Below are 14,139 nucleotides of genomic sequence, written 5' to 3'. Positions count from 1 at the left end.
CCTGGAATCAGGGTGTTTGCGCGTGGCAGCGCTGCGTAGACTGACGTCGAAGGTCGAAGCCGCGCGGCGCGTGCGGCGCCGGCCGCCTACCCCGTACCAGGAGAATCTCGTGAAATCGCTCGTCGTTACCGCTGCCGCTGCCGTCCTGCTTGCCGCACCGGCCCTGTCGTTCGCCCAGCAGGCAAAGTCGCCCGTCACGCGCGCGCAGGTACTGCAGGAGCTGATCGATCTCGAATCGGTCGGCTACAACCCGGCGCGCGGCGAAGTCGGCAACTATCCGGACGACATCCTCGCGGCGCAGGAGCGACTGCAGGCGAGGCGTCTCGCCGAGCGGAAAGCGACGCAGGCCGCGTACGGCCCGGCCGGCGAGCCGGCAACCGAATCGGGCGCGGCGGCCAGGACCGCGCCGTGACGGCGCGCGTCGCTCGCATCGCGCATGCATTGCGAACCGACGCGTAGTCGGCATTGGCGTGAAACGACCCGCCGCGCGCCGATGCGCGCACGGCGTTCAGGCGGCCTGCGTTCAGGCGGCCTGCGGTTCGCGGTCGATCGCGTTCAGCATCTCGACGTCGCGCGCGATCATCGCCGGCACCTGGGCGCGCAGCATCTCGACCCAGGTCCGCACCTTCGCATCGACGAAGCGGCGCGACGGGTACAGCGCATGCACGTTCATCTTCTGCAGGATATGCGCGGGCAGCACACGGACGAGCGTGCCGTCGCGCAAGGCGTCGATCGCCGAATACAGCGGCAGCATGCCGATTCCGATGCCGTCGCGGATCGCGAGTGCGAGCGATTCGGCGGTATTGGTCTGCACCGGCCCGGCGACGTGAATATGCTCGACGCCTTCGGGGCCTTCGAGCACCCATTCATGCGTCGGGAATGCCGGCGTACACAGCGTCAGGCACGCGTGCGCGGCGAGATCCTGCGGGCGGGCCGGCACGCCGTGCCGTTTCACGTAATCGGGCGATGCACACAGAATGCTGAACGTCGAGCCGAGCAGGTGCGACACGAGTTCCGAATCGGGCAGCGACGACGCGGTGACGACGGCCATGTCGCTCGTGCCGTCGAACAGGTCGGGCATGCGCTGCGACAGCGACAGCTCGATCGATACGTCCGGGAACTGCGCGTGATAGCGTGTCAGCGCGGGCAAGACGTAGTGGTGACCGACGCTCGCGAAGCTGTGCATGCGCAGCACGCCGGCCGGGCGCTCGTGCGCGCAGCTCGCCTCCTCTTCTGCGCGGTCCACGTCGGCGAGGATCTGGCGGCAGCGCCGCAGATAGCTTTCGCCGGCCGACGTGAGCGCGAGACGGCGCGTCGAGCGATTCATCAGACGGGTGCGCAGGCGCGCCTCGAGCTCCGACACCGCGCGCGACATCGCGCCCGTCGTCGAATTCAGCGATTGTGCGGCGGCGGTGAAGCTGCCCGTCTCGACGACGCGCGAAAACACCCGCATGTTTTGTAGGGTATCCATTCCTGTGAGCAACCTGTAGCGGAGCCGCCATTTTCCTCCACGGGATGCGACAGATTGTTACTTCGGCTGCAACTATCGTTTCCCCGCAACGGCGTTAATGCGCGCGCGCCGCCCTCCTACAATCGGCGCCTCCCCAGTCGAACGGGCCGTTCGGACGCGCCGCGGCACCGCGCCGGCCCCCTCTTTTCATGAAGCCACAACCTGCGATCGAGCGACCTTCCATCGAACCGGCACGATGGAGCGCATGGCTCGACCCGCTCGGCAATGCGGCGCGCGACTGGGCCGCGACCGATGGGCTGATCTGGCTGCACCTCGCGAAAACCGTGCTCGCAGCGCTGCTGGCGATGGGCATCGCGATGCGTCTGGAGATGTCGCAGCCGCGCACCGCGATGACCACCGTGTTCGTGCTGATGCAGCCGCTATCGGGCATGGTGTTCGCGAAGAGTTTCTATCGCGTGCTCGGCACGGCGGCCGGCCTCGTCGGCGCGCTCGCGCTCGGCGGGCTGTTTGCGCAGCAGCCCGAGCTGTACATGGCCGGCATCACGCTGTGGATCGGCGGCTGCATCGCACTCGCGGTGCGCAACCGCCATTTCCGCTGGTACGGCTTCGTGCTCACCGGCTACACGGCCGCGCTGATCGGCCTGCCGGCCGTGATGACGCCGCAGACGCTGTTCCAGTCCGCGCTCACGCGTGCCGCGGAAGTCGCGCTCGGCATCGCATGCTCGGGCGCGGTCAGCGCGCTGATCCTGCCGTTGAGCTCCGCGAAGGCCCTGATGCGTTCGCTGAGCGCGCGCCATGCGACATTTGCCGCGTTCGCGGCCGGCGCGCTGTCAGGCGACGTCGCGCGCGGCGATTTCGAGCGACGCTTCGCCGATTTCGTCGACGACATCGTCGGCTTCGAAGCCAACCGCGCGTTCGCGTCGTTCGAGGATCCGCACATTCGCGCGCGCAGCCGCCGGCTTGCGCGGCTGAACAGCGAGTTCATGAACGCGTGCACGCGGCTGCATGCGCTGCATCAGCTCGTCAAACGGCTGCGCGCGAATCGCTCGGACGCGGTGCTCGATGCGCTGGCGCCGCACGTCGACGCGCTCGCGTCGCGCTTCGCCGCGTTGCGAGACGAACGCCGGCGCGGCCTCGCATCGGCGACCGGCGCATTGCTCGAACTGCGCCGCTTTCACGGTGCGTTGCCGAAGGCCGCGCGTGCGTCGCGGCGGGTGATCGAAGACCATGCAGCGGGCGGCCTGCTCGACTTCGATACCGCAATCGAGCTGCTGTACCGGTTCGTCGGCGAATACCTCGGCTACGTCGACACGTACGCGTCGCTCGACCAGGACGATCACGCGTTCGAGCGCTCGGTCACCCATTACGCGGTGAAAACCAACGCGTTCTTCGTCGGTTTCGCGTTCCTGCGCACGGTGGTCGCCGTCGGTGCGATGAGCGCGTTCTGGATCGCGTCCGAATGGCCGAGCGGCTCGCTCGCGGTGATCGCCACCGCGATCGCATGCGCGCTCAGCTCGACCTCGCCGCGCGCGCCGAAGTTCGTCGCGCAGATGGGGATCGGTGCAGCGTGCGCGACCGCGGTCGGCTACCTGTTCCTGTGCTACGTCTATCCGAATATCGACGGCTTTCCGCTGCTGTGCGCGGCGCTTGCGCCGGTGCTGGGCCTCGGCGCGTTTCTCGCGATGCGGCCCGGGCTGTCCGGCTACGGAATCGGCTTCGCGGTGTTCTTCTGCCTGCTCGCAGGCCCCGACAACGCGATCGCGTATACGCCTGAAGTGCTGATCAACAACGGGCTGGCGATCGTCGTCGCGATGCTCGCGTGCGCGCTCGTGTTCGCCGTCGTGTTCCCGACGCATATGCCCTGGCTCACCGGCCGGATCGCGCATGACTTGCGCCGCCAGGTCACGCTGGCGTGCGAAGGCGCGCCGGACGGCCTCGCGCAACGCTTCCAGTCGAGCACGCACGACCTGATGGCGCAACTGCGTACGCTGCTGGTGCGCCGCACGCGGCAGCATCGCGATGCGCTGCGCTGGATGCTGTCGACGCTCGAGGTCGGCCACGCGGTCATCGACCTGCGCGACGAGCTGCACGCGTTCCGTGCATCGAAACCGCCGCAGACGCTGCGCTGGACCGGTTCGATCGATACGGTGCTGCGCGAACTGCCGCGCTTCTTCGACGATCCGACGCCCGCTCGCCATGCACGCACGCTGAAATCCGTGAATCTCGCGATCCGCGCGGCGCAGCATGCGCTGCAGGCGTGGTACGCGGTGCCCGACGCGCGTCGCAACATGCAGCGAATCGTCGGTTGCCTGCACTTCATGCGCAGCGCGCTGCTCGACAAGGACGCGCCGTTCAATCGGCATCGCCGTTGAAGCTCGATGCGCGCGCAACGGGATCGTTGTTCCGGATGGAAATAAGCTCTCCAGCCACGGCGATTAATCTTCAAGCAGTGCGAGCCTATAGTTTCCTCACTGCCAGCGAGACTGGCACTCACCCAGGAGAAACAAAATGAAGCCGCTGCACCTCGCCCTCGTTGCCCTGTCGCTCACCGCTGCCGTCGCCCACGCGCAGCCGGCGCCGGCAGACGCCGCACCGCAACAGGCGAACCGCGCCGAAGCGATCAAGGCCGCCGGCCGCGTCGATCGCGCGCAATCGAAGCAGGAAGACCCGAACGCCTGCGTCGGCCCCGTCAGCTTCTGCAACATCTACTTCGGCAGCTGAGCATGACGTCGCGTCGTCACGGCCAGGCCCGCATCGCCCGCACCGCACGCATGACGTGCGCGGGCCGACGGCGGCCGGGCCGATCGCCGCATCGCCGCCCTGCTCCCCGCCGCTTCGATTGAAGCGGCGCTTGCCGTTTCAGGCGCCGCGCCCCGGCCGCCAGCCCACTTCGCGCAACGCATCCAGCAAGCGCGCCTGCCCGAGCCCTTCGACCCGCGCCCCGCGCGACTCGACGTCGCCGCCCGCGACCAGCGCATTCACGATCGCCTCCTCCACCGCTTCCGCGGCCGCGACGAACAGCGCGGAAATATGGTCGTTGTTGACCATCCGCACGTCGGCGGTCGGCGTGCCCTTGCTGCCGTAGTTCGCGGCCGGCAAGCCGTCGTTACCGGTTGCGAATGCAACGAAGATGTCGCCGCTCGAATCCTCGGTGCCGCCGCCCACGCGGGCGAGCCCGACGCTCGCGCGCTGCGCGAGACGCGTGCATTGATGCGGCAGCAACGGTGCGTCGGTCGCGATCGTGACGACGATCGAACCCATGCCGGCTTCGCCCTTCGCCTCTGCGTCGCGGAACGGCGAATGCACGTGTCGCAGCACTTCGCCGACCGGGTAGCCGGCCACGCGCAGCATCTCGCGCACGCCGTAGTTCGCCTGCACGAGCGCGCCGACGGTCCAGCCGCCCGCGTCGCTCGCCAGCACGCGCGACGCGGTGCCGATGCCGCCCTTGAACTCGTGGCAGATCATGCCCGTGCCGCCGCCCACGCCGCCTTCGGCAACCGGCCCCGTCTGGGCGGCAGCCAGCGCGCGCCGGACGTGCGCGGCGTTCACGTGCTGCCCCCAGATGTCGTTCAGCAGTCCGTCGTAGGTTTCCATCACGACCGGCATGCACCAGTACACGCGGCCGGCCGCCGCTTCGCGTTCGTTCGCGACGAGCGCGTCGCGTACCGCACCGACGCTGTGCGTGTTCGTGTAGGCGATCGGCGTCGTCAGCAGGCCCGCTTCGCGGATCCATTCGAGCCCGGTCGCGTCGCCGTTGCCGTTCAGCACGTGCACGCCCGCGAAGCACGGCGAATCGTGCGCGGCGCCCGCGCGCGGCTCGATGACGGTGACGCCGGTGCGGACCGACGCGTCGCCGTTCTCGACGCTCAGCGTGCAATGTCCGACCCGCACGCCCGGCACGTCCGTGATCGCGTTGAAGCGGCCCGGCGTGCCGAGTCCGATACGGATGCCGAGATCCCTCGTGCGCATGATGCGATTCCTCCCGTCTTTCAATGGTTCGGTGTGTCGATGGTACAAGGTGTCGATCCGGTGCTCAGAGCGCGCGGAACGCTTCGCTGTGGCGCGCCCAGGCCACGTACATCACGAGCGCCGCGACCAGCAGCCCCGCGATGATGATCAGGTCGGTCGGCTTCGTCGCCGTCGCCAACGTCGTGACCAGCGTATACGCGGCGCCCGCCACCGCGACGAGCGGCGTCGCGGGCCACAGCGGCATCCGGTAGTGATGCTCGACGTCGCGGCGCACGAACCGGCTCGCGAGCGCGGCCAGCCCGACGACGAGATAGATCAGCAGCAGCAAGTCGACCGTGAACGCGGTCAACTCGTCGAGGCTCGACACGAACACGAGCCCGGCCGACGGTATCGCGAGCGCGATCGTCGCGAGCCACGGCGATTCGAGGCGCGGATGAATCGTCGAGAACGCGCGGTTGCAGGTGCGCGACCAGAGCGCATGCCGGCCGCTGCTGTACAGCAGGCGGCCCATCGTGATCACGATCGCGATGATCGCGTTGAACACCGACAGGAAGATCCCGCCGCTGACCACGCGCGACACGGCCGGATTGCTCAGCGAGCGCACGACGTAGCCGATCGGATCGGCGCTCTTCGTCAGTTCGGTCAGCGACGGCGCACCCAGCACGATCGCGGTGAGCGGAACCAGTTCGACGGCGAGGATCACGAGCAGCGAATAGATCACCGCTTTCGCGACGTTGCGGTTCCCGCCACGCAGGTCTTCCGCGAGATAGGCTGCCGAACCGAAGCCGTTGTAGCAGAAGATCGCGGTGCCGATCGCGGGCACGATGGCCGCGAGCGTCGCCGGCACGAGCGCATTGCCGCTCGCGACGACCGGTGCGATCAGCACGTCGGCGCCGCGGTGCGGCGACCCGAAACCGAGCCCCGCGATCAGCATCAGCACGCCGATTTCGACGACCAGGAACGCACCGGTGATCCATGCGTTCGTCTTGATGTTCAGCATGCCGAGCAGATAGCTGAGCAGTACGATCGTCAGCGCGACCGACTGGTTGCCGAAGTGCGTGCCGAGCGCGTTGTTCAGGTACGGCGCGGCGCCGCTCGCGAGCACGGCCGGGATGAACACGCTGACGGACAGCACCGTGATGAAGGTCAAGTAGCCGGGCAGCGTGCCGAACACGCGCTTGGCCATCACGTATTCGCCGCCCGCGCTGCGGTGCGCGGCGCTGAGTTCCGCATAGCAGAGCGCGAACGCGAGCGCGAGCACGCCGCCGAGCACGAACGACAGCACCGCGCCGCTGCCGGCCTGCTGGATCGCGAACGGCGCGATCACGAAGATCGAGCTGGCCGGCGTCACGCCCGACACGGTGATCATCACCGCGTCGCGCACACTGAGCGTCTGCGACAACGCGCGCGGCGCGTCTTCCGTTGCAGGCGCCGCTTGCAGGCTGCCCGTCGATTCCGACATCATCGCCATTTCGTTCTCCTGTCGCTCCTATCCTGCGTATTTTTGAACACCCATACTCGGGCCCGATTGATTGCGTGGCAGTCTAGGAAGCCAATTTCAGGACCGCTATTCCCCCTTCGTGTTACGCCCTTCCGGTGGTGGTATGGATCGTCTCTTTTCCGAAATCGCGATGCACCAGGCGCTTGGCCGCGCAATCGATCATCTCGGCCAGCCGCGCTTCTGGCGGTTCCTCGTGCTGCTGCTCAACGAAATGACGCCGTTCGACAACGCGCTCGCGACCGCGATCGGCCGCGACGGCGTGCCGCTCGTGCTCGACGAATACGACACGGGCGGCACCGACGCCGCGTCGCCGGTGCCGCTTTACCTGAATGGGTTATATCTGCTCGATCCGTTCCTGCAGGCCGCGCACGACGGGCTCGCCGACGGCTGCTACCGGCTCGAGGAAGTCGCACCCGACCTGTTCCGGCAGAGCGAGTATTTCCTGAGCTATTTCCGCGACGCCGTCGGCGACGACGAGATTCAGATTCTCGTGCGGCCGAATGCCGACACGCTGCTGTCGCTGTCGCTCGGTGCATCCACGCGCTTCGACGTCGAGCCGCTCGGCAAGCTGACGGCCGCGATGCCGTGGGTGATCGCGGCGATCCGGCAGCATTGGCGACTGGTGGGCGACGCCGCACGCGCGACGCCCGACGCGGGCCTCGGCGTGCGCGTCGAGCAAGCGCTCGCCCGCTTCGGCGCGGGTGTGCTGACCGATCGCGAGATGGCGATCGCACGCATGGTGCTGCGCGGCAATTCGTCGAAGGCGATCGCCGAGCGCCTCGCGATCTCACCCGAAACGGTGAAGGTGCATCGGCGGCACCTTTACGCGAAGCTCGGGATCGCGTCGCAGCCGGAGCTGTTTTCGCGGTTCATCCAGGCGCTGGGCGAGGACGACGCAGCCGGTTGAGCGGAACGCACGCCGGCACACGCCATACGTCGCCGCCGACGGCCTAGTGGCCGAGCAGCTTGGCGCCGACGAAATTGGCGACACGCTGCTGTGCGTCCGCGCGTGCGGCCGGCTCCGTGCCTGTAATCGGCACGACGCCGGCGCGCGTCGTGAACGACGCGATCGCGTGCACCGGCATGTTCGGCCAGTCGAAATCGTGATACGCACCCGGATACGCATGGAAAGTCGCGTCCGTGCCCGGCGCGACCGAATCGAACAGCGTTTTGCAGGCGGCGTACGGCGTCCACACGTCGCCCTCGCCGATCAGTACGAGCAGCGGCACGGGGCTCTGCCAGGCGGGCCCCTGCGCGGTCGTGTTGCAACTGGCCGGATAGAACGCGACGGCCGCGCGGAAGTCGCCGTCCGGCAGCGATGCCGGCCGGGCCGGGCTGGACGCCCGGATCGCGTTCAGCACCGTGCCGCCGCCCTGCGACCAGCCGAGTACGCCGATCCGGTCGGGTTGCACGGTGTCGAGCGTCTGCAGATACCGCAGCGCGCCATACGCGTCGAACGGCCGCGCCCGATAGATGTCGCCGACGAAATGCGCGGGCGCGCACATCTCGCCGTGACCGCGCGGCGTGAAGCTGTCGACTTCGAGCACGGTGACGCCGGCCGCGTTGAAGCGTTCGGCCCAGTCGCGATCGCGCGCGTAGATCTTGCCGGACTTGGCGAACATCCCCCCGCAGCCGTGCAGAAACACGAGCGCCGGATGGCGGCCGGCGCCGGGCGCAGGAAACAGATAGCCGTCGAGCATCGTCGTCGGGCCGTCGGTCGACGGGAAGTGGACGACGGTCTGCGCACCGGCGATCGCGGAGGCACAACCCAGTAACATCGCCGTCAGCAACTTGCGCATCGATCGCTCCCGTGGTTGGATGACACGATAACGGCAACGGGATGGCCGCGGTTGACACACCCCGGCGGGCGACCCTTCGCGGGCAGCGCGCGACGGCAAAACGTCAGCTTCGCGCCGCGCGACTGCGTTCACCTGCCCGATTCGATGAATCCGCCATCCGGCGCCGGATGCGGCACGTACCAGCCGAAATACACTTCGGCCTCGATGATCCGGCCATCGCGCATGCGCAACCGTTCGGCGTTGCGGAACCGCCTGCCGGCGGTCGTGACGGCTTCGTACACGACGAACACGTATTCGCCGTGCACGGCGACGTCGACGAATTCGAAACCGGCGAGCATCGCGCTGTTCGGCCAGCAGCGTGCGAGATACGCATCGCGGTCGAGCCGGTTGTCGAGCGGGCTCGTGAAATGGAAATCCGGCGCGATCAGCGCTTCGATCGCGCCGCGGTCCTTGTCGACATACGCGCGATAGCTGGCGCGCGCAACATTGCCTGGCTCCTGAAGCATCGTCGTTACCTCCCGGAAGGCTCGGCGCGAGCCCGGCTCGCGCTGACGAAGATATTCCGGCGGAATGCGCACGATGTCATCCACGCAAACCCGTATCGGGGTCGTTGCCCCCGCAACGCACGCGCGGCGCGGGCTCGGGGACGGATGCCGAATACCCCGGCACCTCGACGATCGTCGCGCCGTCGCGCGAGGCCTGCGTGCCGCCGATATGCCCCCCGATCTTCTCGCAGCGCCGCCAAAAACCGCCTATCGTGAATAAGGCGCCCCGTTTGTCGCCATTCGCCCCGGCATCGCTCGCGCGGGCGGGCGATCGGCGACGGCGCCGTGCTCCGGCACCATTCATCGCGATTCCGGCGCACGCTCGCCCGTGCGCGATCGCGGCCGCCCACCGGACCATCAGGAGGCACTCATGAAAGCCGCGCTGCTCGTCAGCTCCGCCCTGCTCGCCATTGCGTCAGCTTCGGCCACGGCCCAGGGATCCATCACGAAGGAAGAAAACGGCGCGCTCGTCGCCGCCAACGGGATGACCGTCTACACGTTCGACAAGGACAAACCCAACGCCGGCACCAGCGCCTGTACGGGCCCATGCGAAACCCTCTGGCCGCCGTACAAGGCCAGCGCGACCGACGTGCCGGTCGGGCCCTACACGATCGTCAAGCGCGACGACGGCAGCCCGCAATGGGCGTACAAGGGCAAGCCGCTGTACTTCTTCTCGAAGGACATGAAACAGGGCGAGCGCAACGGCGACAACTTCAAGAACGTGTGGCACGTGGTCGCGCCGTAAGCCTTCTTTCGCCGCGTTCCGCGCATATCGCCCGGACGTAAAAAAAGCCCGCCCCGATCGTCGATCGAGGCGGGCCTCGGCAGCCTCGCACGCCGCACCGGCTGCATGCAACCGGGCGCGCGTCGCGTCAGCGATTCGACGGGAAGCTGAACACCGTCCCTTCGCGCACGCCGGCCGACGGCCAGCGCTGCGTGATCGTCTTGCGCTTCGTGTAGAACCGCACGGCATCCGGGCCGTATGCATGCAGGTCGCCGAACAGCGAACGCTTCCAGCCGCCGAACGAGTGGTACGCGACCGGCACCGGCAGCGGCACGTTGATGCCGACCATGCCGATCTGGATGTTGTCGCTGAAATACCGTGCGGCCTCGCCGTCGCGCGTGAACAGGCACGTGCCGTTGCCGTATTCGTGCGCGTCGATCAGCGCCATGGCCTCGTCGAGCGACTTCAGCCGGATCACGCCGAGCACCGGCCCGAAGATCTCGTGCTGGTAGATCGGCATGCCGGGCTTCACGTTGTCGAACAGGCACGGGCCGAGGTAGTAGCCGCCATCATGGCCGTCGACCTTCACGCCGCGACCGTCGACCACGAGCGTCGCGCCCGCCGCCACGCCCGCTTCGACGAAACCCGTCACCTTCTCGAAATGCTGCTGCGTGACGAGCGGCCCCATGTCGACGCCCGCGCCGTTGCCCGGCCCGACCTTCATCTTCTCGATCTCGGCCTTCAGCCCCGCGACAACCTTGTCGCCCGTTTCGTCGCCGATCGCGACGACCAGCGGAATCGCCATGCAGCGCTCGCCGCACGAGCCGTATGCCGCGCCCATCAGCGCATTCACCGCGTTGCCGATGTCGGCATCCGGCATCACGACCGCGAAGTTCTTCGCGCCGCCGAGCGCCTGCACGCGCTTGCCGTGCGCGCAGCCGGTCGAATAGATGTATTCGGCGATCGGCGTCGAGCCGACGAAGCTCACGGCCTTCACGCGCGGATCGGTCAGGATCGTGTCGACCGCTTCCTTGTCGCCGTTCACGACGTTCAGCACGCCCGGCGGCAGGCCGGCTTCGAGCGCGAGCTCGGCCATGCGCAGCGTCGACGACGGCGTACGCTCGGACGGCTTCAGCACGAACGTGTTGCCGCACGCGACGGCCATCGGCCACATCCACAGCGGCACCATCACCGGGAAGTTGAACGGCGTGATGCCGGCCGCGACGCCGAGCGCCTGGAACTCGCTCCACGAATCGATCGCGGGGCCGACGTTCTTGCTGTGCTCGCCCTTCAGCAGTTCGGGCACGTAGGTCGCGTATTCGACGTTCTCGATCCCGCGCTGCAGCTCGCCCATCGCGTCGGCGAGCACCTTGCCGTGCTCGGCCGTGATCAGCGCGCAGAGTTCTTCCGCGTGCTCCTCGAGCAGCGTCTTGAAGCGGCTCATCACGCGGGCGCGCTTCAGCGGCGGCGTGTTGCGCCATGCCGGGAACGCGGCCTGCGCGGACGCGATCGCGGCTTCGACGGTCAGCTTGTCGGCGAGCGCGACGCTCTTGTGCGATTCGCCGGTCGCCGGGTCGAACACCGGCTGGACGCGGCTGCCGCCGTCGACGCGCTTGCCGTCGATCAGGTGGCCGACGGTGGAGGTCACATTGCTGTCGTGTTTCATCGTTCAGGCTCTTTCGTGAATTCGGTTGTCGCTTGGAACGAGCGTGGGCTCAGTCCACTTCGTTCAGTGCGTCGGACAGCGCGTTGACCAGGTTGTCGATCTCGCGCTTCTCGGCGATGAACGGCGGCGCGAGCTGGATCGTGTCGCCGCCGTAGCGCACGTAGAAGCCCTTCGCCCAGCAGCGCATCGCGATCTCGTACGGGCGCCGTGCCGGCTCGCCCGGCAACGCGGCGATCGTCAGGCCGGCGGCCAGCCCGTAGTTGCGGATGTCCGCGACGTGGCGCTGGCCCTTCAGCCCGTGCACGGCCGCCTCGAAATGCGGCGCGAGATCGCGCACGCGTGCCACCGCGTCTTCCTTCACCAGCAGGTCGAGCGCCGCGACGCCGGCCGCGCATGCGACCGGATGCGCCGAATACGTGTAGCCGTGCGGGAACTCGAGCATGTACTCGGGGCCGCCCGCGGCCATGAACGTGTCGTAGATCTCCTTCGTCGCGATCACGCCGCCGAGCGGCTGCGCGCCGTTCGTCACCTGCTTCGCGAAGTTCATGATGTCCGGCACCACGCCGAAGGCGTCGGCGCCCGTCATCGCGCCGGCGCGGCCGAAGCCCGTGATGACCTCGTCGAAGATCAGCAGGATGTCGTGCGCGGTACAGATCTCGCGCAAGCGCTTCAGATAGCCCTTCGGCGGCACGACCACGCCCGCCGAACCCGAGAACGGCTCGACGATCACGGCCGCGATGTTCGATGCGTCGTGCAGCGCGATCAGCTCGAGCAGCCGGTCGGCCAGCTCGGCGCCGTGCTCGGGCATGCCGCGCGAGAATTTGTTCTCGGCCAGTTGCGTATGCGGCAGGAAATCGGCGTCGATGCCCTGACCGAACAGCTTGCGGTTCGGCCCGATCCCGCCGACCGAGATGCCGCCGAAATTCACGCCGTGGTAACCCTTCTCGCGGCCGATCAGGCGCGTTTTCGTGCCCTTGCCCTTCGCGCGCCAGTACGCGCGGGCCAGCTTCAGCGACGTGTCGGCCGCTTCCGAGCCCGAGCCCGTGAAGAACACGTAGTCGAGGCCGGCCGGCGTCAGTTCCTTGATCTTGTTGGCGAGCTCGAACGATTTCGGATGGCCGAACTGGAACGCCGGCGCGTAGTCGAGCTGCGCGACCTGGCGGCTCACGGCTTCGACGATTTCCGTGCGGCCGTGACCGAGGCCCGTGCACCAGAGCCCCGACAGGCCGTCGAAGATCTTGCGGCCTTCGCCGTCGGTGTAATACGCGCCCTTGCCGGACACGATCATGCGCGGATCGGCCTTGAACTGGCGGTTGGCCGTGAACGGCATCCAGTGCGCATCGAGCCACGCGGCGTCGGTGCGGAGATTCGTGTCGTCGTGCTGGACGGTGGTGATGTCGGTCATGTCGGTCGGCGCGGCGCGCCCCTCCTCCTCGTGATGATGTTGCACATTGTCGGGACGACAATTAGTCTTTTGAATATCGCAATATCAATGTTCACTTGCTCGATCATGCAAGCAAAGAAACCGAAGAGCCGCGCGCTGCTCGGGCAGCTCAGCGACATGGATCTGCGCCTGCTGCGGGTCTTCAAGGGCGTCGTGCAGTGCGGCGGGATGGCGGCCGCCGAACTGGAACTGAATATCGGCATCTCGACGATCAGCCGGCACGTGAAGGATCTGGAAACGCGGCTTGGCCTCGTGCTGTGCCGGCGCGGCCGCGCGGGCTTCACGCTGACGCCCGAGGGCCAGACGGTGTACGAGGAGACGCTGCGGCTGCTCGCTTCGATGGAAGCTTTTCGCAGCAGGATCGACGGCATTCACGACAAGATGGGCGGAGAACTCCACATCGCGGTGTTCGACAAGACGGCCACCAACGCGAATGCCCGGCTCGGCGACGCGATCCGCCAGTTCGCCGACGAAGCGCCCGACGTCGCGCTGAACCTGCACGTCGCGTCGATCAACGAGGTCGAGCGCGGGGTGATCGACGGCAGCTATCAGATCGGGATCATTCCCGTGCACCGCAACTCGGGCAGCCTCGTCTATTCGGCGTTGTTCGACGAACGGATGCTGCTGTACTGCGGCCGCCAGCATCCGCTCTTCGATGCGCCGCACGGCAAGCTCACGTGGACGACGATCCGCAACCATGCGTTCGCGGGGCTCGGCTTCCATTCGCCGAACATGGAGCTGAGCCATCGCGCGAAGCTCACGCGCAGCGCGACCGCGTCGGATCAGGAGTCGATCGCGACGCTGATTCTGTCCGGCCGCTATCTCGGCTTCCTGCCCGATCACTACGCGGAAAGTTTCGAAAGCAAGGGGCTGATGCAGCCGATCGCGCCGCACCGGTTCAATTACCGGTGCCGGTTCGTGAGCTTGCTGCGACGCTCGCCGCAGCCGTCACGGGCCGCGCTGCTGTTCCAGTCGTGCCTCGACGCCGCGCATGCGGCAACGCGGCCGGCGGCATAGCGG

The 14,139-nt window shown here is 67.7% G+C and carries 13 protein-coding genes; 6 read left to right on the top strand and 7 right to left on the bottom strand.

Annotated elements, in window-relative coordinates; translation table 11 throughout:
- Positions 1 to 109: 109 nt before the first annotated feature.
- Entirely contained in the window at positions 110 to 412 is a 303-nt protein-coding gene (locus WT97_RS09450; protein WP_060036218.1) for a DUF4148 domain-containing protein, read from the top strand.
- Between the two features lie 111 nt (positions 413 to 523).
- Here WT97_RS09450 and WT97_RS09445 read toward each other — a convergent pair whose 3' ends face one another.
- Positions 524 to 1,471, bottom strand: coding sequence for a LysR family transcriptional regulator (locus tag WT97_RS09445; RefSeq protein WP_059789453.1), 948 nt, complete (start codon positions 1,469 to 1,471; stop codon positions 524 to 526).
- A gap of 188 nt (positions 1,472 to 1,659) precedes the next feature.
- Between WT97_RS09445 and WT97_RS09440 the strand changes: the two genes are divergently transcribed.
- Together WT97_RS09440 and WT97_RS09435 are read left to right on the top strand one after the other, a co-directional pair.
- The gene (locus WT97_RS09440; protein WP_060353296.1) at positions 1,660 to 3,843 is read left to right on the top strand and encodes an FUSC family protein; all 2,184 of its coding nucleotides are present in this window, start codon (positions 1,660 to 1,662) and stop codon (positions 3,841 to 3,843) included.
- A 136-nt stretch (positions 3,844 to 3,979) separates the two neighbouring features.
- Positions 3,980 to 4,192, top strand: coding sequence for a hypothetical protein (locus WT97_RS09435; RefSeq protein ID WP_034204888.1), 213 nt, complete (start codon positions 3,980 to 3,982; stop codon positions 4,190 to 4,192).
- A 138-nt stretch (positions 4,193 to 4,330) separates the two neighbouring features.
- Here the strand turns inward: WT97_RS09435 and WT97_RS09430 are convergent, their stop codons facing one another.
- Together WT97_RS09430 and WT97_RS09425 are read right to left on the bottom strand one after the other, a co-directional pair.
- Entirely contained in the window at positions 4,331 to 5,440 is a 1,110-nt protein-coding gene (locus WT97_RS09430) for a P1 family peptidase (RefSeq protein ID WP_060353295.1), read from the bottom strand.
- Positions 5,441 to 5,504: 64 nt separating this feature from the next.
- A complete protein-coding gene (locus WT97_RS09425) occupies positions 5,505 to 6,911 on the bottom strand; it encodes an APC family permease (protein ID WP_060036140.1) in 1,407 nt (468 codons plus the stop codon).
- Between the two features lie 133 nt (positions 6,912 to 7,044).
- Between WT97_RS09425 and WT97_RS09420 the strand changes: the two genes are divergently transcribed.
- A complete protein-coding gene (locus WT97_RS09420) occupies positions 7,045 to 7,848 on the top strand; it encodes a helix-turn-helix transcriptional regulator (protein WP_059505165.1) in 804 nt (267 codons plus the stop codon).
- 43 nt (positions 7,849 to 7,891) lie between these two features.
- On the opposite strand, the gene WT97_RS09415 is transcribed toward WT97_RS09420, so the two are convergent.
- Together WT97_RS09415 and WT97_RS09410 are read right to left on the bottom strand one after the other, a co-directional pair.
- On the bottom strand, positions 7,892 to 8,740 hold the full coding sequence (locus tag WT97_RS09415; protein ID WP_060353294.1) for a dienelactone hydrolase family protein: 849 nt from the start codon (positions 8,738 to 8,740) through the stop codon (positions 7,892 to 7,894).
- Between the two features lie 128 nt (positions 8,741 to 8,868).
- Positions 8,869 to 9,246: a nuclear transport factor 2 family protein gene (locus tag WT97_RS09410; RefSeq protein ID WP_059505161.1), complete on the bottom strand. Its 378-nt coding sequence runs from the start codon at positions 9,244 to 9,246 to the stop codon at positions 8,869 to 8,871.
- A gap of 409 nt (positions 9,247 to 9,655) precedes the next feature.
- Here WT97_RS09410 and WT97_RS09405 point away from each other — a divergent pair, with 409 nt between their 5' ends.
- Positions 9,656 to 10,030 carry a hypothetical protein gene (locus WT97_RS09405; RefSeq protein WP_027782957.1) on the top strand — a complete coding sequence of 125 codons (375 nt, stop codon included), beginning with the start codon at positions 9,656 to 9,658 and terminating at the stop codon, positions 10,028 to 10,030.
- 127 nt (positions 10,031 to 10,157) lie between these two features.
- On the opposite strand, the gene WT97_RS09400 is transcribed toward WT97_RS09405, so the two are convergent.
- Positions 10,158 to 11,675: a CoA-acylating methylmalonate-semialdehyde dehydrogenase gene (locus tag WT97_RS09400; RefSeq protein WP_060036143.1), complete on the bottom strand. Its 1,518-nt coding sequence runs from the start codon at positions 11,673 to 11,675 to the stop codon at positions 10,158 to 10,160.
- A gap of 49 nt (positions 11,676 to 11,724) precedes the next feature.
- Positions 11,725 to 13,080 (bottom strand): aspartate aminotransferase family protein, encoded by a 1,356-nt coding sequence (locus tag WT97_RS09395; RefSeq protein ID WP_060036219.1) that lies wholly within the window; start codon positions 13,078 to 13,080, stop codon positions 11,725 to 11,727.
- 105 nt (positions 13,081 to 13,185) lie between these two features.
- Between WT97_RS09395 and WT97_RS09390 the strand changes: the two genes are divergently transcribed.
- Positions 13,186 to 14,136: a LysR family transcriptional regulator gene (locus tag WT97_RS09390; protein WP_059505491.1), complete on the top strand. Its 951-nt coding sequence runs from the start codon at positions 13,186 to 13,188 to the stop codon at positions 14,134 to 14,136.
- Positions 14,137 to 14,139 lie beyond the last annotated feature (3 nt).

Source organism: Burkholderia sp. MSMB1459WGS (assembly GCF_001534535.1).
GTDB lineage: Bacteria > Pseudomonadota > Gammaproteobacteria > Burkholderiales > Burkholderiaceae > Burkholderia.
The sequence above is the reverse complement of the archived record's forward strand: the minus strand, read 5'-3'. Positions and strand labels throughout refer to the sequence as shown.

Coding starts and splice junctions, on each gene's coding strand:
- WT97_RS09440 (WP_060353296.1), top strand. CDS start 1,660: ATGAAGCCACAACCTGCGATCGAGCGACCTTCCATCGAACCGGCACGA.
- WT97_RS09445 (WP_059789453.1), bottom strand. CDS start 1,471: ATGGATACCCTACAAAACATGCGGGTGTTTTCGCGCGTCGTCGAGACG.
- WT97_RS09410 (WP_059505161.1), bottom strand. CDS start 9,246: ATGCTTCAGGAGCCAGGCAATGTTGCGCGCGCCAGCTATCGCGCGTAT.
- WT97_RS09435 (WP_034204888.1), top strand. CDS start 3,980: ATGAAGCCGCTGCACCTCGCCCTCGTTGCCCTGTCGCTCACCGCTGCC.
- WT97_RS09420 (WP_059505165.1), top strand. CDS start 7,045: ATGGATCGTCTCTTTTCCGAAATCGCGATGCACCAGGCGCTTGGCCGC.
- WT97_RS09400 (WP_060036143.1), bottom strand. CDS start 11,675: ATGAAACACGACAGCAATGTGACCTCCACCGTCGGCCACCTGATCGAC.
- WT97_RS09430 (WP_060353295.1), bottom strand. CDS start 5,440: ATGCGCACGAGGGATCTCGGCATCCGTATCGGACTCGGCACGCCGGGC.
- WT97_RS09405 (WP_027782957.1), top strand. CDS start 9,656: ATGAAAGCCGCGCTGCTCGTCAGCTCCGCCCTGCTCGCCATTGCGTCA.
- WT97_RS09415 (WP_060353294.1), bottom strand. CDS start 8,740: ATGCGCAAGTTGCTGACGGCGATGTTACTGGGTTGTGCCTCCGCGATC.
- WT97_RS09390 (WP_059505491.1), top strand. CDS start 13,186: ATGCAAGCAAAGAAACCGAAGAGCCGCGCGCTGCTCGGGCAGCTCAGC.
- WT97_RS09395 (WP_060036219.1), bottom strand. CDS start 13,080: ATGACCGACATCACCACCGTCCAGCACGACGACACGAATCTCCGCACC.
- WT97_RS09425 (WP_060036140.1), bottom strand. CDS start 6,911: ATGGCGATGATGTCGGAATCGACGGGCAGCCTGCAAGCGGCGCCTGCA.